Here is a 17,592-nt window from a genome sequence, read left to right as displayed (position 1 = left end):
GCGATGATGCCCGTGACTTCGTGGCATCCATCTTGAAGCGTTACAGCTGAATAATTTCCAAGATAGGCGAATTGCGTACCAACGTGGCCGCCTTCGGGGGTGATGTGGTGGACGCGGGTCTGAATGTACGAAGGGAGCGGAGTATGAAGCCACGACTCACCGCTCGCATAAGATTCATTGGTGGATAATCCAGTTTGTACGCGATACGTGAGGGTCGGTGTTGCCTGCCGTCCACCAAAGGTGTAGGTCCCATCCGCAGTGTTCGAGAACCCAGTCGTGTTGACAACGGTAGCCGCAGTCGGTGGGTCAACCTCGAATGGGGTCAATTCACCGTGGCCATCGTATGTGATTTGGACTGTGTCATCCTCAGCGAGTCGTATCTCTCCCGTAAGCTGAGCCGACTCCCACTGTTGGGCTGTAAAAGCATCTATGCAACTTTCGGGGGCTCTGTCTTGGACTTGTTGACCCGTTGTAGCCGTAGTGCCAGCGGCCACGACTACAATGATAAGTAGCAGAATGATACCGTATCGTCGCATACTGCCACACCGTTAAAGACCGACAAAAGAGTTCGTCAAGGAGGGTGAAACTGAAACCAGAAGAGTCCGAGGATAGACATCCGAACCAGAGACGAGAACGGCGGCGAACAGCAGCGCGGCAGCGACATCAAAGCGCACGGCTGCGAACGGTACCACGGGGAGATCTGCGAGGCCGACGTCCGTCGCCATGAACGCCGTCCCCCAGACCGCACCCAGCAACAAGAAGCGGCCGGCCGTCCGGTAGCAACTCATTCACGAGGGGGTCGCCGCCAACGGCGAAACATGCGTCAAACCACCCCGGCAATCCGGATGCGCTTGGCGATAGCGTCGACAGAGGGGTGTGGTACAGCCAAAGGACTTCAACACCCGTACGGACACCATCAAAAAGGATAGCCGTCCACGAATCCGGTCGTCAGACTACGTATGGTGTGGCGTCTCTAACGCCTCACCGATCGACACCTCACCGGCCGCAAGTTCGAACGTTTCATCATACGTACTCTCAGCCCCGAGCGTCGCGATCAGTGTCCGGGCGACATCTTCTCGCGGGATCTCAATCGCGTCTCTGTCGAGATCAGTACCTGTTTTGATTCGTTTGGTACCACCTTCGTTTGTCAGCGGTCCAGGACGAACGATAGTGTACGTCAGGTTGCTCTGTTGGAGATACTCGTCGGCCTCACCCTTTGCGCGGAGATACTCTCGCAACGCCTCGGGGCTATTCTCAGGCTGATCGGCATTAATCGAACTAAGCATCACAAACCGTTCTACCCCCGCAGATACCGCCTCGTCAATGATGTTAATCGCACCGTCGCGGTCAACACCCCACACGTCTTCACCACCCGATCCCGCAGCGAAAATGATCGCGTCAATTTCTTCAACGGCGTGTGAGACATCACCGGTGAGATCCGCTACAACCGGCTCAGCATCCAAATCCCTGATATCTGGTGCTTGCGATTCCACACGCACCATCCCCTGAACGCTGTGATCGCTCTCAGCAAGCAGACGGGTCACGTGTTGGCCAACTTGTCCATGCGAACCAGCGACGAGAACATTCATACAATCGATGTTCGGTCAATATCGTCAAGAAGGTGGCGTCAACGGAAGCGACTGAGGAGAGTCAATAGCGGATACCCTGTTCTGAGGCATAATGTGCTATACTAGAGTGGAACAACTGGATATCAGCAGCATTCGGCACAACAACTAACAGCGATCATACATATCTTCCGATATGCCAACTGAATCGGTCAACGGGGCGGAGTTGTACTACGAATCGGATGGAGACGGAGTACCGGTTGTCTTCCTTCACGGAGTGTTGATGAGTAGCCGGTTCTTCAGCGAACAGCAGCCTCTCAGCGACGAGTATCGGGTGATCACCCTCGATTTCAGAGGCCATGGTCGTTCCGAGAAAACCGAAACCGGACATACCCTGCCTCAGTATGCTCGTGACCTGGAGGCGTTCCTTGACGCACAGGGTCTTTCTGATGTTATTCTGGTCGGCTGGTCGATGGGGTCGCTCGTGGCATGGGAATACGTTCGTCAGTTTGGGACAGACCGATTCCGCGGCTTCGTAAGTGTCGAACAACAGCCACTGGATCTTGAACAGGAGGATTACGAGCACGGTGTGTTCGGCTTTGATGAACTTCGTGGACTCATGGAGCTCGCACAAACAAATCCACACGAGCTGGCGTGGTCCCTCATTGACGAGATGCTCGTGGATGAACCGAATACTGTCGAACAGACGCTCTTCGACGAGATCACACGAGTCCCACCACCGATCACGAGCGCGATTCTTTTCGACCAATCAGTACGCGACTACCGGGAAATGGTTCCCGACGTGGATGTTCCTACCCTCGTGTGTCTTGGTGAAGACGAAACGATGCTAGAGAATGGTGGTGTCGAATACGTTGCCGACAATACACCTGACGCCGAGCTTGAGCGCTTCACCAATAGTGGTCATTGTCCCTTCTTAGAGGAGCCTGAGCGGTTCAACCACGTCCTTTCGTCGTTCATCACAGGACGCTGTTGAAGAGGCCGCCGAGACACTCGAAGATGGAGAGGTTGATCTCACCACCGCGAAGGAGATCCGCGAGGAGGCAGATGACCATCTCGAGAAGCTTCGTAACGCGCTGAACGTTGGCGACGGTGATGTCATCGAGGTTGACGGTGAAGACGCCGGGCTAGAGAGAGCCGAGTGAGTTTTTGGACGTTTCCGGAAGTGGAGCGTTTCCACAATCAGAATCGGGAGACAGCGACACTATAGAAGAAGCAATTCAACGGCGATGAGGAATTTTCCGGAACTGACCCGGTGAGGTTTTTATAACCTGACCGGAAATTAGTCTGTCAGAAACAAATGATCCGTGATGCTCGCGTCCTCCGCGCCGGGTTCGTCCCTCGAGAAGTCGAGCATCGCGACGCCGAAGTCAACCACCTCTCGAGCGTTCTCGAACCGATCACGAACGGAGAGCCAGCTGACACGGCTATCGTCACCGGTCCGAGCGGTGTCGGTAAAACCTGTGTCTCGAAGTTCGTTACCGAACGGCTCCGCGAGGAAGTGCTCGACGTCGAGGCCACCTACGTCAACTGCTGGCGAAACTACAGCCGCTTCCGAACGCTGTACCAGATCCTCGACGACATCGGCGCGACGATAGACATTCATCGGCAGTCGACACCCCACGACGAGCTCATTGATCGGCTCCAACAGTACGACGGTCCTCGAACCGTTGTCATCCTCGACGAGGTCGACCAACTCGAAGACCCGAGCCTCATCTACGACCTCCACAGTATGGAGCAGTTCGCGGTGATCTGTATCGCGAACAAGGAAGAAGAGCTGTTCAGCCGCGTCGACGACCGGCTCGTAAGTCGGCTGCGCTCAAGCGAACACGTCCGGATGGACAAGTACCACAACGAGCAACTCTACGATATTCTGAGTGCTCGAACGAAATGGGGCCTTGAAAACGACGTCATCACCGACGAGCAGCTCTATCAGATCGCCGATGCGGCCGCTGGTGATGCTCGTCTGGCTATCGGGATGCTTCGCAGCGCAGCCAGCACGGCTGATCGCGAAAATCACGAGGAGATCACTAACGACATCCTCCTAGATGCCGCTGAAGATGCTCGGGCCCAAATTAAGCAGAAGAGCCTTGACTCGCTTACGCCACACCAGCGGGTCGTATACGATATTGTTCGCGACCACGGGCCACTTGGACCCAGCGAGATTCACGACCACTATACTGGGGCGGTCGACGATCCGCGGACGAAACGCACTGTCCGGACCTACCTTTCGAAGATGGCACAGTACAATCTCCTCGAAGCAGAAGGCACGAGTCGAGACCGCGAGTACTCACTCGTTGATTCAGCAGCTGCGTCGCCAGTTTCGTAACAATCTGTTAAGTCGGTAGTAGGAGTGTAAATACGCTAATTCAGCTCTGTTGAAATCCTCAACACGGGTTACATTCTGACCAGTTATGTTCAATACACAGTCTCCAGCGATCAGACGTTTCAGCCGATAATAGTCTGAAAAGCCCAACTGAGACGCTTCAGTATCCGATAGTGAATGTGTGGTAGTCGCCAATACGGGAGAGAAAAATAACATCTACTGGCTCTGATATCACTCCGACATTCTCTATCAATCGGTCTCGGTGGCGCTCGTATCGATGGGATTGGTTCCCATCGATTGGCCACCAGTCGAAGAACAAGAATACCCGCCGCTCTACAGAGCCGGGATACTGCGATAGCGCCTGTACATCATCGGCACCATTTGATTCAGCAAAGAAGTTCGAGGATTCGTTTTTTGAGTGTTTAACCTCACAAAGCACCGAGATGTCGTTCTCAGTATCCCAATAATTACCAGGGCCTTCCGCCTTGCTCTGCGCAATCAGCGGTGGTTCTGGGTTGAAAACAACGAGATCAAATTTTGGCACTGTCGATTTGATTTCCCCAGCAAGTGTTCGCTCGTACTTCCACCGCTCTCCCTCATGTACAAAGAGAACTTCTGGACGGATTCGAGTTGCCTGGCCAATGTTATCAACACGAGTCGAAAAATCACGGACTCGCCACTGTTCGTTATCGGCGTACTCTTGACGATACTCTACTGGGAGATAGTCTACATCTATTTTCTGTCGAAGCCGGTGGATCAACTCCGGAATGACTGGATCCTCGTTTCCGTAGTTAACCGGATTGTCGGAGAAATCAGTATGAATCTCGTCAATCAAAGTCTCAAAAGCAGATTGGTCGGAATTAGTCACACATGCGGATAATAGAGGCCGAATAAAAGCGTTCCCCCCCTCGAACTCTTCTGTCTCGGAATCCCGCTAGATCCAGAACACGTGCCGAATTAACCAACAAGATTAGTGCTAATGTTGGTTAAGCTGGATCAACAAGAACGAGGATTTAGACTCTGTTAAAATGTTTTGGTAATGATAGGTACCGTTGCTAAATGTAGAGGGTAGGTTCATCAGACTGTATTGTGTAATATTGTCTAGTACAGACTACTTATTCTCAGACCTCTAGGCAACCGCTCAGAGAATTTGCCGGCGAAATACTGTAGTTATTAGCGGATAACGAATCATCATGGTGATTAATGTATCCCACCCCCGATCTGATCTAATAGGTGAACAGGTAACTGTAATCCCTGTTAAGAAGAGCACTGAACGTGGAAGTTTCACAGTATACGAATGCGAGAGGCCTGACGATCTTGATAATGAGTGGGATATTCGTCTATCGAACCGACAGCCTGTTGAGCTCAATAGGCCCTTGGATGCCCACGTATACCGAGTAAGCCGAAAAAACAACGAACTCCACGTGTCGGCGGACGATTTTGGAATGAAAGAATTGGGAGGGAACAAAGATAGATTTCTTGAGGCTTCAAGATATGTAATAGAACTCCCTGATTATACTAATCCCTCTGCTAATGACTTAGATCACGATAAAATTCTCAATGCTAGAGAAATGTTGCGTTTTTGTATTAGAAGAGATGAGATGGATTGGTTTTCTGTATATCATCTGCTTGGGAAACCCTCAATAGACCTTTTGGAGGATGCATATGAGTTAATGGAAGGACTTCGTACGTCCGTTAGAGATGGGGAAGACAATGCTATCGGCAGATATATAATTAATTTGAGTGATTTGGGAGTTTTATCTTGGTATGACACTTTTATTCAAAGAGTAGAAGAAGGCAAGCAATACCAAGCGTTGCCTAATAAAGAATTATTAGAAAAACTATATGCCATGGATCCTACCGAATTTGAACACTTCATAGCGGATTGTTGGAAGGAGATAGGATTTAGTGCTAATGTGGTTCCAGATGAAGATGACTTGGGCATAGATGTAATTGCTCAACGGCAGGATCCTTGGCGTGAAAAACATGCTATTCAAGTCAAGCGATATCAACCAGATAGCACTATTAATCTAGGTACGATAAGGAACTATGGAGCAATTGATAAAATGGTGGATGGTGACAAGTCATTTCTAGTAACTACTGCTCAATTCACAGAAAATGCACGAAAAGCTGCTCAGGATTTGGATGTTGAATTGATCGATGGCATAGAACTAACTGAATTCATTAATGACGAAAACCTACACGATGTCGTGGATAGGTACGTAAAATAATCTTATTGGTAGCTACTCTCGGTTTTGAAGTCGAGTTAGCCATGGTATGTTCGCTCAATACTGGAGCAATTCTACACAGGATACGCGCGTTGTATTCAGCATGCCCTTTCCGAACAATCATCAGTCGAGAATTTCAACAGAGTCAGAACTGTGGAAGTTTTCTCGGAAGCAACAGCCAGGCCAAATATACGCTTACTGGGCCATTCTGTAGCCACTAGAGGCTATTCCCTGAAACACGGAAGCACCGCGCCGTCGCTTATTGAGAGGGTGACTAGTTATCGAGTATGGGAGACCACCCACCATCGAACCGAATGGCGGCCGACAAGCCGACACGGGGGGCTGACCGCAATCGGACCTTGGCTGATCAAGCCGACCCAGCCACAGAAGCGATGCTGCTACCGTCACTCGACGACGGCATCACGCTGCTGGACATAGACGGGGGGCGTGGCGTCCCAATCCTCCAGTCGCTCGTGCTTGACCATCTCTTGTTACACGATGGGCCCGCCTTCTGGGTTGATGCGAACGGCCACGCGACGACGACGACGCTGGCTCAGATCACACCGAGCCAGCGGTTGCTCGACCGCATCCACGTCGCACGCGGATTTACCGCGTACCAGCACTACGGCGCTGTCGACGATCTCCCGACAGCAGTAAACCAGGCCATCCAGAAATCGACCGCTGTCACCAGCACATCCGATCGACATTCAATGGGTCAAGACGATGACTCGTCTCCACACACCCCGTCGCTCATCGTCGCGCCGGCCGTCGACGCCCAGTACCGCAGCGACGAGACGCTCAGCGAGCACCACGCAGAAACACTACAAGCGAGAACTCTCGCTCGGCTAGCGACGTACGCTGACAGCTATGACATCCCGGTACTCGTTACTCGGAGTACGATCGATGAGTTCACAGCAGCGGTCGCGACGGCCGCCAATCACCATCTTGAGTGTGAGCAAACACGGATGGGGCCGCGACTCGTCGGTGACGAGTTCGAGACACTCGTCTATCCCGTTGATGACGGTTCGTACTACCAGACCACATTTGCCTACTGGCGACAGCTACTCGCTACGCGGGCGACGCAGGTTGGCCTCGAACCGGCGACACCCCCGTCGTCGACGTCGAGTCCGGCAGTTGTTGGAACAAGCGTGACCGCTGACGGCGAGACGACGTCGCTCACCGCGAGTCCGCTCCTCGATGCGTGGACAGCACCTGGGGGGCGCTAACAATGGGACGCACGAATCCGACATATCGGGATGCACTGCGGGCTATCGAAGACCGCTGGGCGGAGTTCCGACGGGCGCTCCGTCGTCGCGACCAACCACGCTTCGACCAACTGTTCGAGTACGCTCGCGAACACGCTGACGCGAGCGGGCTGTTGAACCATCAGAATCCACTGGTGCCGGCGCTATTCAGTATCGATCTCGAACAGGAGGCCACGTTGGAAGACCACGAGGAACGCCTCGAAGCGCTCGAACACTGGCTCGACGAACAGCACACCGATGCGCAAGTATCCGATGAAGAAACCAGCGAGCCACCCCAATGAGTACACTCGCGACGATCGCATTCGACATCGAGACGACGGGGTTTTCGACGACTGACCAGCTGACCGTCGTCGGCTTCGACGCCGAGATCGGCTCGAGAGTGTTCCTCAATACAGACGGGAGTGCGTGTGCCGCAGATATCGAACAGCGCGTGAATGAGCATCTCGCCACGCCAGTAACGCTCTCTGTTCATGACGATGAGGGCGCACTGTTGGACGCAGTCAAGACGTTCGTCGACGCCACGATCGCACAGCGAGATGTCAAGCTCGTTGCCTACAACGGGGAAACCTGGAAGGGAGGATTCGATCTGCCATTTCTTCGAACGCGGTTGAGTCATCATGAACGCGAGTGGCCGTTCACCGAGCTGCCGTACATCGACGTGATGGAGGTCTTCTCCTCACGATTCAACACGAGCGAGAACAGCCTCACTGGAGTGTATGACGAGCTCGTGGCTTCCGGCCACGGCACAGTCGATCCAATTGGGAAAAGTAGCGAGGCCGTCGACGCGTGGGAGACTGGTGATTTCGAAGCGGTCGTACTCCACAACGTCGCCGATATTCGCCGCACACGAGCGCTGATGGACGTCGCCGAACGATACTGCTCGAAATCAGATTTTTCGATGAAATCGCTTGACCCAGTGATTAGTGAAGGGTGAATGTACAAAAACTGTCGAGGGCCTCGGGGCGATTTACTTGCTATATTTGTCTTCGAGAGATGCTTCTTGCCGAGCCAGTATTTGGACACCCTCGCGGATCCCCTCGGTCAACACGATCCGTCCTAGCTCCGTCAGTTCGTAGTACGAATAGGTCTCTTCAGTCCCCGTATTCGGATCGCGTCGGTTCTTGATGAGTGCGACATCTTTGAGCGTCCGGAGCGGATAGTGGAGCGCATTATCCTCCTCACCAAGTACCATTGACAGTTCGCTGGTGCTGAGTTGATTATTCTCCGCAAGCGCCTCAAGGATCAGATATTGCTTGGGCTTAGACGCCACTTCGTACATCTTCAAGTAATCGTCAAGATCGAACAGGCTGTCTTCAGGGAGTTCAACGTCAAGGTCGAACCCGTTATCGCCCTCATTAGGGTCGTCACGCCGTCGGAGCGAACCGCCGTCAGGAATTGACGTTCGGTCGGGCGAGTTAGTCATATAAGTCAGTTGGTTCCCTACCATCTTAAGATTTTTTACTATGGTTGCGGCGAGACCATCCAACTATTTGGTCCACCGAATTGAGTAACGGATAATGGAAGAGCGGTTGATCGAGGCACTCGATACAAGCCCCTACCTCAGCGAGACAGAGATCTCCAAGCCCCGACTTTTGGTCTATTTGATGGGACCCTACAAGTCCTATCCACCCTACGAGTCACCCTCTACCGAGCTAGGCGTAGCCACGACGCGAACTACACTTGACGAAGCAGTCCAAAACCTCCAAGCTACTGAAACTGACTTTGACGCGGATGAGGCACTCTGGCTCCTTATCGAACTCCGACGACGACTCCGAAAAGAGCGAGGAGTCAATGCCTTTCTCGCGACGGATCCTGAAATCCCGCTCTACGAAATGGACGCTGCTACCCAAAGTGTCGAATTTACTAAAGCGTCCGTTGCAACTGTCTTTATTGCCCCGGCGATGGGCGACAACCTCGGTGTAGGAATCGAGATCGGATCTGTCTGTGAACATCTCTCGTCACAGGAACTCCGTGAAGAAGTGCTGTTCCTTGGCGAACAGAACGTCGAAAGTTCGATGATCGATGCGATTTCAGACCGCTGGCACGTTACAGTCGACGAGTTCGATGATTTCGACGGGCTCTATCAAGCTGTCAAAGCCCACGTCCGCCAAGTTGCGTAGCGGGAGCCTCCATTTCATTTGACGAAGTCTGTTGAAACCCTCAGCGAACATAATTTCGATCGGCAGGTCTAGCTCGGAGAATCCAAATGCTTCGGTTTAACCAACAAAATTCTGTGATACAGCCAGTCTGTTGGTTAACACGGATTCGGAGGTTCGAATATCAAACTCGGAAGCGATTCCGGAAAGTGGGTAAAAGAATGAATTTCCGAGGGCGCGATGTTTCTATCGAGACGATCCTCGTTTCCCGAAATCCGGAACAGACACACCGGCGATTATGCGAGATTTCGGTGTATAGAATGGTAGGTGGGTGACTTACGCAAATGGCGTTCACAATCGATTTCCTTGGCGATGGTCGCGTCCTTGAATGGGAAGCGACCGACGATGGCGCCACCATGACCGAACGCGACGACTACACTCCCCGTTTCTTCGTCGCAGCACGTGACCCTGACACCGACATCGATCTTACACAACTTCAGTCACTATACGAACGGCATCCTGACGTCGTCGCGACCGAATCCGTGTCGCGGCGCTCCGGCTTCAGGCGTGACGACGAGCGCGCTCTGGCTGTCGACGTCAACCATGTCGACCGCGTCACACCGCTTGCGCGACAGGCACACCAACTGTCAGCGTACCCCGTTGGAGATCTCGCCTGCTTCAACGTCGATTTCTCACGGGAGTTTCGCTACTGTCTGGAGACGAATCGCGATCCAACGCCGGCGGCGGAACTGTCGACGCTCCGGCTCGGTATTCCAGTGACCGAGACAGGCCAAGACACGTACAGCGAGCTCACAATTGCGGGCGAGACTGTAACCGGGTCAGCAGGAGACATCCTCACCACCGTTCAAGCGGCGATCGAGACACACGACCCAGACATCCTCGTCTGCTCGACGAGCGAGATCATCCCGACGCTGTACGAGATGGCGACGGCTGCCGGCGTCAACGACTTCTCGCTGAGTCGGTGGCCGGACGTCGACTACCAGCAGCTCGCAAGCCGGTCAACGTACTCAAGCTACGGCCGCGTCGGCCACTCGCCGGCGCGGTACAACGTGCCTGGCCGGGCGATTATCGACGAGTCGAACACGTTCTTCTACGGGGAGACGAACCTCGACGGCGTCCTCGACCTCGTGTCGCGCTCGAACAAGCCCGTCCAGGAGCTTGCGTGGGCATCGATCGGGAACGTGCTCACGGCGGTCCAGATCTGCGAGGCCCACGACCGCGGTGTCCTCGTCCCATGGAACTCCTGGCGCCACGAGTTCTACAAGCCGATGGGGACGCTCCACGATGCCGACCGCGGCGGCTTTATCTTCGCACCCGAGGTCGGCCTCCACGAGAACGTCCACGAACTCGACTTCTCCTCGTTGTATCCGAACATCATCTGTACCCGGAACGTCTCGCCGGACGTCATCCGGTGTAGCTGTCACAGCGACCGGGACGACGTCCCCGGCCTCGGGTACTCGATCTGCGACGACCAGGGCTACCTTGTCGACGTGCTGCAGCCGATCATCGACGCACGCGACGAGATCAAGGCGGCCATCCGTCGCGAAAAGGATCGAGACGACCCCGACGAGGACCGCCTGGCGGAGCTCGAGGGACGGTCGGGAGCGCTGAAGTGGATCCTCGTCGCCTGCTTCGGCTATCAGGGGTTCAGCAACGCGAAGTTCGGCCGCATCGAGTGCCACGAAGGAATCAACGCGTTCGCTCGCGACATCCTACTGACGGCGAAACAGCGGCTGGAAGCTGGCGGCTGGCGGGTCGTCCACGGCATCGTCGACTCCATCTGGGTGACGCCGGACCCTGACGTCGACGACGATGACCTCGAAGACCTCCAGACGCTCGCGACGGAGATCACGGAACGTGTCGAGATTCGGCTCGAACACGAAGCTCAGTACGACTGGGTGGCGTTCGTCCCGCAGCGCGAGAGCGACGCCGGCGCGCTGACGAAGTACTTCGGAAAGGTCGCCGGCGACGACGACTTCAAGGTCAGAGGCATCGAAGCCCGGCAGCGCTCGACCCCGCCGTTCATCGAGGACGTCCAGCGGGACTGTCTCGACCAGCTCGATGCCACGCGGTCACCGGACGCGGTACTCGGACGGCTCGAACGAGCAATCGACGAACTGCAGGCAGGCAACGTAACAGTGGAGCGGCTCGTCGAGCGGAATCGTGTCTCCAAGCCCCTGGAAGGCTACTCACAGAATACCCAGAACGTGGCCGCCTTGAAGCGAGCCCGCGAACAGGAATTGGCAGTCCACCCGGGCCAGGATATCGAGTACGTGGTCGTCGACGACGAGAAATCCTCGCGAGACCGTGTCGCCCTCGCCCACGAGGAGATCGAGACCTACGACGCCTCGTACTACGAGACGCAGCTGGTCAGAGCGGTCGAGAGCGTCCTTTCACCGCTCGGGTGGGACCGCTCCGACATTCGTCGAGAGCTCTCCGGTGAGAGGGACGCCGTTTTGAGCTCGTTCGGAGCCACCAACGAACTGTCGTAGTGGACCCCACCCCTGGTTTCCGTCGTTTCGAACCAACCCCACGTTTCCGACGTAATTTTCGACCCCCCTCGTTTCCGTCGTTTCCTCACGCCCCACCCCGGATTTCCGTCGTCCGCACCCACTCAGTAGTAGGGGGTCACTACTCGCGAGTCCAGTCCTGCATCCGGCTGTCCTCGAGGATCGTTTCGCGGACGACCTGGGGGTCTTCGATGAGTCGGTTCTGGAGGTGGATGCCACCCGCACTTCCCTTGTTGATCTTCTCGATTTCGACAACCCCGAGGAAGGCTTGCTCTTTCAGGATGTCGCGGAACCGGCGGACGGAGAGGATATCCATATCGAGATGGTTGCAGATGCGTTCGTACTGGTCGTACACCCGGCTGGTGAGGAACGCATCGTCATTGCTGTTGACACTCAGTTCCGTGAGCGCCAGCAACGCCGCCTTCGCCTGCGTGGGTGCGCCGTTCACGAGTTCTCTGAACCGGTCCTTTTCGGCGTGCTGCTGTGCCTGGCGAACGTGTTCTTCCGTCACCTGCTCTGCTCCGGCCTCGTAGGCGACCTCCCCGGCGTGACGAAGAATGTCGATCGCCTTCCGAGCGTCGCCGTGTTCCTGCGCTGCGAAGGCCGCCGAGAGCGGAATCACGTCCTCGGAAAGGACGCCGTCCTGGAAGGCGTCCTCACGATTGAACATGATCTCCCGGAGCTGGTTGGCGTCGTATGGCTTGAAGAACAGCTCCTTGTGCTGGAAGCTGCTTTTCACGCGCTCGTTCACGTTGTCGACGTACTGGATCTTGTTGCTGATGGCGATGACACCGACGCTACAGTCGATTTTCCCCGCCTCCTCAGCGCGCGAGAGCTTCATCAACACGCTGTCGTCGTTCATCAGATCGATCTCGTCGAGGATGATGATCACAGAATCGAATTGAGCGTCGAGCGTCTTCCAGAGGAGTTTGTAGTATTTCGACGTACTGAGGCCGGTATGTGGGACGGAGATTCCAGTCGAAGATTCATCGTTCAGCTTCGCGGCCAGTGAGGAGATTGCTTGGGTTTCGGTATTGTCTTCAGCACAGTCGATATACGCTGTTCCAATCTCGACGCCATCCTGAGCGGCATTTTGAGCTCGCTGACAGACGTGTTTTGAAACGAGAGATTTGCCGGTCCCCGTTTTCCCGTAGATCATCACGTTTTCCGGGGAGTACCCGTGGACAGCACCGTTGAGACGTTTCGCGAGCTTCGAGATTTCCTCGTCGCGACCGACGATCCGGTCAGCCTCCGGGACGTGGCCGATTTTCAGGAGATCCTTGTTCGCGAAGATGCGATGCCCGGATTCAAAGAGTGGATCGTCGACAGAACTGGGTGAAGAGTCGGGCGTCATTGAATATCACACGGTGTGAGCGGGGGGAGTATAAATCTAGTGGAGAACGCCACCCCACGTTTCCGACGTTCCTTGTCCGATATCAGCCGGAAAATGCCGTCATTCGGTGGAATTGGATTGCTGACAATATAGCCGCGTTTCCGACGTGAGAGAGGAAACCCGTAGACGGAAGCATCGCCTCGATGTCGAATCCCGAACCCACACACCCCACGTTTCCGTCGTAATCACCGAATAGGTGGGGAGGGGACTCGAAGAAGACGTCCACGACGAGATACCAAAGACGAGAGCGGCCTAGCCGTCCAATACTGGCCGTCTACAGAATCAGCTGGAAAGGATTGTTTCAGCTGAGGGGGCGAAGTACTTCGCCCCCTCTTTGGTCGAAGTACACTTAATGAGCGTTTCTCAGCTATACCACTTTAATCTATGTGTTGCAGAAGTTAGTTCATCTCTAGATTGGTTCTAGGTCAACAGAATTAGTGGCTGTATAGCACTTTCGTAGCCTCTCCCTACGCCGTCGTGGAGAAACGACGGAAACGCGGGGGGTGTGGTCTCTTCGAAATCAGCGTCACCCCCTCCACCAACATCCAGTTACGACGGAAACGTGGGGTGGGTGTCCTCCATCATCGAGTTTTACTCGTCCGGGTTGACCGGACCCTTGTACTGAGAACGAATCTTCTCTCCCTCCCGCCACTGCCAGTAGTAGTAGCGATTGTCGTTGATTTCCTTGATCGTGATCGTTGCTTTGGCCGGGACGTCGTCCGGAAGATCGTCTGGTCGTTCTTCGACCTCTTCTTGATCTGCCGACTCCTCGAGACGGGCCTCTCGTTCCTTGTGCTCGGCGAGCGCTTCAGCGTACCTAGCAACGTCTCGGAGTTGCTCCGGATCCGACTCGTTGAGCGTCTTGACGATCTCTGTCGTTAGGTTCGCCGGTGGGGTCGGGGGTTCGTAGGACATCAGCTACTCTCGTGTTAACCAACACGTCCTACGGATCCATAGTTTTGTTGGTTAAGACGATGGAGACGGCTCTCGTGCCTGCTGACTGTAACACTACTCGAAACTTCTTTATATACAAGTTTCGTACTATGTTACACCGTGCTCCGGCGCATCGAACTCGAGGTCCTAGCCACGGTCGACCGTGGCGACACGATCTCCGAACTCGCGACGAAGCTCGACCACAGCGAGAGTTACCTCTCTCGTGCCGTCGCTGACCTCGTCGAGAAGGGACTCGTCTACACGGAACGCGACGGCCGCCGAAAACGAGTCATCCCGTCAGACGCTCGTGCCGTCGAGCTCTACCAGGACCTCGTCCGCCAGCACTCCCACATCGACTTCCCCGAGCTGCTGACCGGGAAGACACTCGAGGTGCTGTACTACCTCGACCAGCCGCGAACGGTCTCCGAGATTGCGGACCGGAGCGACAACTACCGCAACACGGTCAACCGGGTCCTCAAGCGGTTTCGCGACCGGGGTCTCGTCGGAACAGCCGACGGCCGCTATGACTTCAACGCCGACTTCGACCGCCTCCACGAGTTCGCCCGTGAACTCGCACACCATCTACATCGTCAACGCCTCGAATCCGTCGCCCCGAAGGGCACGATTCTCTGGGAGGACTACGACGAATTCCTCGCCCAGGCTGAGACGGAGATCGAGGCAGAGGCGTTCCACGAAACCGGCCTCGCTCGATTCGCCGCCTTCGACCTCCAGTTCCTGCTCACCGGCCACCGCTACTACTTCTATTCTGAAGAACTCGATGCCGTCTCGCCGGCGGAACTTTGCTGTCACACGCTACTGATCGACGACGGCAGCCGTCACCGCTCGTACTGTCTCCTCCTACTCAGCCGCGTCGACGTTGACGAGGCGGACCTCCGAGAGCAGGCGGCGAAGTATGGCCTCGAAGACGAAATCGACGCCTTGCTCCGCTACCTCGAGACGCACGGCGAGGTCGATGACGAGCAACTCCCGGAGTGGGACGAGTTCCAGGAGCTGGCGGCTGACTACGAGGTGCCACTACCACAGTAAGCTCACTACGGCCTAAGGACCGTGGTGTTCACCGTGGACTCCCGCTCTAGCCGAATCCGGCAGGGGCTTGACCCCGTTCGCGTTCAGCATCCCGGTGTTCAAGCGCACGCCTACGGGTGCACCTCCTTCGCCGCCAGTTTGGTTGCGAAGGAGTCGATAGCCGATGTTTTTGGCTGCGTTGTAGTCCGCGTGGTTCTCGTACTCGCAGGACTGACAGCAGAACGCGTCCTGTGCGGGGCGGTTGTCCTCGTGTGTGAACCCACAAGATGAACACCGTCTCGACGTGTTCTTCGGGTTCACTTGCTCAACCTGGATCCCGCGTACCTCGGCCTTGTACGAGACGTAGTCGTACAGGCGACGGAACGCCCACTCGTGGAACTTACGGGCATCTGGCATCCGATCGCGGATATCCGTCAAGTTCTCGAAGGCGATCACCGTGCAGCCATTTTCAGCTGCCTCGTCTACGAGTTCGTTCGCGACACGGTGAAGATACTGCTTGAAGCGTCCCGTCTCCTTGCGTCCGACCGCTTGGACGTTCTCATGAGCCCACCGCGACCCACACTCTTGGAGCGATTTGCGGCGCTGAACGTACTCCTGTCGCCAGTGGTTGAGTTCGTCGGCAGACCAGAACACGCCAGTCGAAGTAACGGCGATGTTCTCGACCCCGAGGTCCACACCGAGAACCGTTCCGTTCTCGGCTGGAACGGGGTCGTCCACATCCGCCTTTGTTCGGACGTGGAGGTAGAAATCGCCACGGCGATAATGGAGTGTCGCACCAGTAGTCTCCCACTTGTTGCTCCGCAGATATTCGGAGAAGGGCGTTTCACCGGTTACCTCGGGAATGACGTACTCGACAATAACGCGTCCATCGACGGTAGATAACGAGGCGTGGTCGTCGTGGAATGTGGCGTTTCGCTGGTTATATTCCACGAAGGGCGAGGTGAACGTGGGCAATGAAGCGTACTCACCTTTCGACCACTTCGCGAGCACACTTTCAAGTGCGTCAACGGCACGGTCGCGAGCCGACTGAACGTGGTTGCTGTGAAGCCGTGTCTGCTCGCGTAGTTCGTCGTAGGTCAGGTCGTGCAGGACGGACTTTCGGGTTTCGGCCCATTCACCGTCCCACGCGGCATCTACGACATAGTTGGCGGCCCACCGAAACTCGTCGATGGTCTCGTGAAGCAGGTCCGCCTGCTCTTCGGTCACATCGAGTTTGACCGGAACAGTGCGGTGGACCTCCATATACATCACAACACAACCTGTGATTAAAAGTATTAATAAGATATAGTAGAGAGTCAACCCTGCCATGGACCGTGAGACGACTCACGAGTGCTGGTTTTCTCCCGTACCCGTAGTTTCGGGCACCTCTATTGATTTACTATGAGACCAACATTCGGACGCGAGTACATCGAGAACGAATTCCAGCGAATCGCGGATGGCCTCTCAGCCCCGCTCACGGTCTACCTGATCGGTGGTGGCGCGATGTCGCTGCGCGACCTCAAGGGGGCGACGAAAGATATCGACCTGGTCGTCCCGGATGGCGACGCGTACGGCCAGCTGTGGGCCGTCCTGATGGACCTCGGGTATGCGGAGGTTCAATCGCTGGATCCAGATTACCGGGCGCTGGGGGCGACGAGCTGCGTCGAGAACGACGATGGGTGTCGCCTCGACATCTTCAACCAGCAGGTCGCGAACAAGCTCGTGCTCACCGACGGGATGCAAGAGCGCAGCGAGCCGTTCCTCGACACGGATCGACTGACGGTCCGGCTGGTCAGCAACGAGGATATCTTCCTGTTCAAGGCGATCGCAGGCCGCGACGACGACATCGAGGACATGAATATGCTCGTGCAGGCCGGCCTCGATTACGACGTCGTCCGGGATGAACTCGAAGCCCAGATCGAACGCCTGGGGGACGATCAGTTCGCCACGTTCGCGAACGAGGCCCTGGTCGAACTCGAGGAGCGGTACGGGGTGACCACACCGATTGAGGACCGCGTTCAGGAACTCATGAACAGGTACTACCGGGGGCTCGAAGTCCTCCAGGCACTCGATGACCCGATGACCGTCGACGAACTGGCCGCCAAACTGGAGCTGGATGACGAGGAGGTTCACGACCGGATCGCGTATCTCTCAACGTTCGACCGGGTCCGTCGGGATGGCGACACAGTCCGTCCCGTGGAGTAGTCTGGC

General features: G+C 55.7%; 16 protein-coding genes and 1 pseudogene. 10 read left to right on the top strand and 7 right to left on the bottom strand.

What is annotated here, in order from left to right:
* Positions 1-599: 599 nt before the first annotated feature.
* Positions 600-788: pseudogene (locus NBT82_RS18875) on the bottom strand (DMT family transporter); the annotation flags it as partial.
* Positions 789-953: 165 nt separating this feature from the next.
* Entirely contained in the window at positions 954-1,589 is a 636-nt protein-coding gene (locus tag NBT82_RS18870) for an SDR family oxidoreductase (protein ID WP_251331412.1), read from the bottom strand.
* A gap of 172 nt (positions 1,590-1,761) precedes the next feature.
* On the opposite strand from NBT82_RS18870, the gene NBT82_RS18865 reads away from it, so the two are divergent.
* Positions 1,762-2,559, top strand: coding sequence for an alpha/beta fold hydrolase (locus tag NBT82_RS18865; RefSeq protein WP_251331411.1), 798 nt, complete (start codon positions 1,762-1,764; stop codon positions 2,557-2,559).
* 324 nt (positions 2,560-2,883) lie between these two features.
* Positions 2,884-3,912 (top strand): Cdc6/Cdc18 family protein, encoded by a 1,029-nt coding sequence (locus tag NBT82_RS18860; RefSeq protein ID WP_251331410.1) that lies wholly within the window; start codon positions 2,884-2,886, stop codon positions 3,910-3,912.
* Positions 3,913-4,069: 157 nt separating this feature from the next.
* Here the strand turns inward: NBT82_RS18860 and NBT82_RS18855 are convergent, their stop codons facing one another.
* A complete protein-coding gene (locus NBT82_RS18855) occupies positions 4,070-4,777 on the bottom strand; it encodes a hypothetical protein (RefSeq protein WP_251331409.1) in 708 nt (235 codons plus the stop codon).
* A gap of 556 nt (positions 4,778-5,333) precedes the next feature.
* Between NBT82_RS18855 and NBT82_RS18850 the strand changes: the two genes are divergently transcribed.
* From NBT82_RS18850 to NBT82_RS18835, 4 genes are all read left to right on the top strand, one after another.
* The gene (locus tag NBT82_RS18850) at positions 5,334-6,140 is read left to right on the top strand and encodes a restriction endonuclease (protein ID WP_251331408.1); all 807 of its coding nucleotides are present in this window, start codon (positions 5,334-5,336) and stop codon (positions 6,138-6,140) included.
* A gap of 284 nt (positions 6,141-6,424) precedes the next feature.
* On the top strand, positions 6,425-7,363 hold the full coding sequence (locus NBT82_RS18845) for a P-loop NTPase family protein (RefSeq protein WP_251331407.1): 939 nt from the start codon (positions 6,425-6,427) through the stop codon (positions 7,361-7,363).
* A gap of 2 nt (positions 7,364-7,365) precedes the next feature.
* Positions 7,366-7,683 (top strand): DUF8156 family protein, encoded by a 318-nt coding sequence (locus NBT82_RS18840; RefSeq protein ID WP_251331406.1) that lies wholly within the window; start codon positions 7,366-7,368, stop codon positions 7,681-7,683.
* The gene (locus NBT82_RS18835; RefSeq protein WP_251331405.1) at positions 7,680-8,336 is read left to right on the top strand and encodes a ribonuclease H-like domain-containing protein; all 657 of its coding nucleotides are present in this window, start codon (positions 7,680-7,682) and stop codon (positions 8,334-8,336) included. Before NBT82_RS18840 ends, NBT82_RS18835 begins: the two co-directional genes overlap by 4 nt.
* 33 nt (positions 8,337-8,369) lie before the next feature.
* On the opposite strand, the gene NBT82_RS18830 is transcribed toward NBT82_RS18835, so the two are convergent.
* The gene (locus tag NBT82_RS18830) at positions 8,370-8,825 is read right to left on the bottom strand and encodes a MarR family winged helix-turn-helix transcriptional regulator (RefSeq protein ID WP_050033912.1); all 456 of its coding nucleotides are present in this window, start codon (positions 8,823-8,825) and stop codon (positions 8,370-8,372) included.
* A gap of 94 nt (positions 8,826-8,919) precedes the next feature.
* Here NBT82_RS18830 and NBT82_RS18825 point away from each other — a divergent pair, with 94 nt between their 5' ends.
* The gene (locus NBT82_RS18825; protein WP_251331404.1) at positions 8,920-9,522 is read left to right on the top strand and encodes a DUF7509 family protein; all 603 of its coding nucleotides are present in this window, start codon (positions 8,920-8,922) and stop codon (positions 9,520-9,522) included.
* 320 nt (positions 9,523-9,842) lie between these two features.
* The gene (locus tag NBT82_RS18820; RefSeq protein ID WP_251331403.1) at positions 9,843-12,011 is read left to right on the top strand and encodes a type B DNA-directed DNA polymerase; all 2,169 of its coding nucleotides are present in this window, start codon (positions 9,843-9,845) and stop codon (positions 12,009-12,011) included.
* A gap of 139 nt (positions 12,012-12,150) precedes the next feature.
* On the opposite strand, the gene orc4 is transcribed toward NBT82_RS18820, so the two are convergent.
* Complete coding sequence (orc4, locus tag NBT82_RS18815) at positions 12,151-13,383, bottom strand: DNA replication protein Orc4 (RefSeq protein WP_049908454.1); 1,233 nt, start codon at positions 13,381-13,383, stop codon at positions 12,151-12,153.
* A 630-nt stretch (positions 13,384-14,013) separates the two neighbouring features.
* On the bottom strand, positions 14,014-14,337 hold the full coding sequence (locus NBT82_RS18810; RefSeq protein WP_251331402.1) for a DUF6788 family protein: 324 nt from the start codon (positions 14,335-14,337) through the stop codon (positions 14,014-14,016).
* A 138-nt stretch (positions 14,338-14,475) separates the two neighbouring features.
* On the opposite strand from NBT82_RS18810, the gene NBT82_RS18805 reads away from it, so the two are divergent.
* Positions 14,476-15,402, top strand: a complete 927-nt coding sequence (locus NBT82_RS18805) for a helix-turn-helix transcriptional regulator (RefSeq protein WP_251331401.1) — start codon at positions 14,476-14,478, stop codon at positions 15,400-15,402.
* Positions 15,403-15,414: 12 nt separating this feature from the next.
* Here NBT82_RS18805 and NBT82_RS18800 read toward each other — a convergent pair whose 3' ends face one another.
* Complete coding sequence (locus NBT82_RS18800) at positions 15,415-16,644, bottom strand: RNA-guided endonuclease InsQ/TnpB family protein (protein WP_251331400.1); 1,230 nt, start codon at positions 16,642-16,644, stop codon at positions 15,415-15,417.
* A gap of 138 nt (positions 16,645-16,782) precedes the next feature.
* Between NBT82_RS18800 and NBT82_RS18795 the strand changes: the two genes are divergently transcribed.
* On the top strand, positions 16,783-17,586 hold the full coding sequence (locus NBT82_RS18795; protein WP_251331399.1) for a DUF6036 family nucleotidyltransferase: 804 nt from the start codon (positions 16,783-16,785) through the stop codon (positions 17,584-17,586).
* Positions 17,587-17,592 lie beyond the last annotated feature (6 nt).

This window comes from Haloplanus sp. HW8-1, assembly GCF_023703795.1.
Taxonomy (GTDB): domain Archaea; phylum Halobacteriota; class Halobacteria; order Halobacteriales; family Haloferacaceae; genus Haloplanus; species Haloplanus pelagicus.
The sequence above is the reverse complement of the archived record's forward strand: the minus strand, read 5'-3'. Positions and strand labels throughout refer to the sequence as shown.

What these genes read in the sequence shown, in the direction of transcription:
- NBT82_RS18825 (WP_251331404.1), top strand. Translation starts at nt 8,920, where the DNA reads ATGGAAGAGCGGTTGATCGAGGCACTCGATACAAGCCCCTACCTCAGC.
- NBT82_RS18810 (WP_251331402.1), bottom strand. Translation starts at nt 14,337, where the DNA reads ATGTCCTACGAACCCCCGACCCCACCGGCGAACCTAACGACAGAGATC.
- NBT82_RS18795 (WP_251331399.1), top strand. Translation starts at nt 16,783, where the DNA reads ATGAGACCAACATTCGGACGCGAGTACATCGAGAACGAATTCCAGCGA.
- NBT82_RS18800 (WP_251331400.1), bottom strand. Translation starts at nt 16,644, where the DNA reads ATGGAGGTCCACCGCACTGTTCCGGTCAAACTCGATGTGACCGAAGAG.
- NBT82_RS18865 (WP_251331411.1), top strand. Translation starts at nt 1,762, where the DNA reads ATGCCAACTGAATCGGTCAACGGGGCGGAGTTGTACTACGAATCGGAT.
- NBT82_RS18835 (WP_251331405.1), top strand. Translation starts at nt 7,680, where the DNA reads ATGAGTACACTCGCGACGATCGCATTCGACATCGAGACGACGGGGTTT.
- NBT82_RS18845 (WP_251331407.1), top strand. Translation starts at nt 6,425, where the DNA reads ATGGGAGACCACCCACCATCGAACCGAATGGCGGCCGACAAGCCGACA.
- NBT82_RS18870 (WP_251331412.1), bottom strand. Translation starts at nt 1,589, where the DNA reads ATGAATGTTCTCGTCGCTGGTTCGCATGGACAAGTTGGCCAACACGTG.
- NBT82_RS18840 (WP_251331406.1), top strand. Translation starts at nt 7,366, where the DNA reads ATGGGACGCACGAATCCGACATATCGGGATGCACTGCGGGCTATCGAA.
- NBT82_RS18860 (WP_251331410.1), top strand. Translation starts at nt 2,884, where the DNA reads ATGATCCGTGATGCTCGCGTCCTCCGCGCCGGGTTCGTCCCTCGAGAA.
- NBT82_RS18830 (WP_050033912.1), bottom strand. Translation starts at nt 8,825, where the DNA reads ATGACTAACTCGCCCGACCGAACGTCAATTCCTGACGGCGGTTCGCTC.
- NBT82_RS18820 (WP_251331403.1), top strand. Translation starts at nt 9,843, where the DNA reads ATGGCGTTCACAATCGATTTCCTTGGCGATGGTCGCGTCCTTGAATGG.
- orc4 (WP_049908454.1), bottom strand. Translation starts at nt 13,383, where the DNA reads ATGACGCCCGACTCTTCACCCAGTTCTGTCGACGATCCACTCTTTGAA.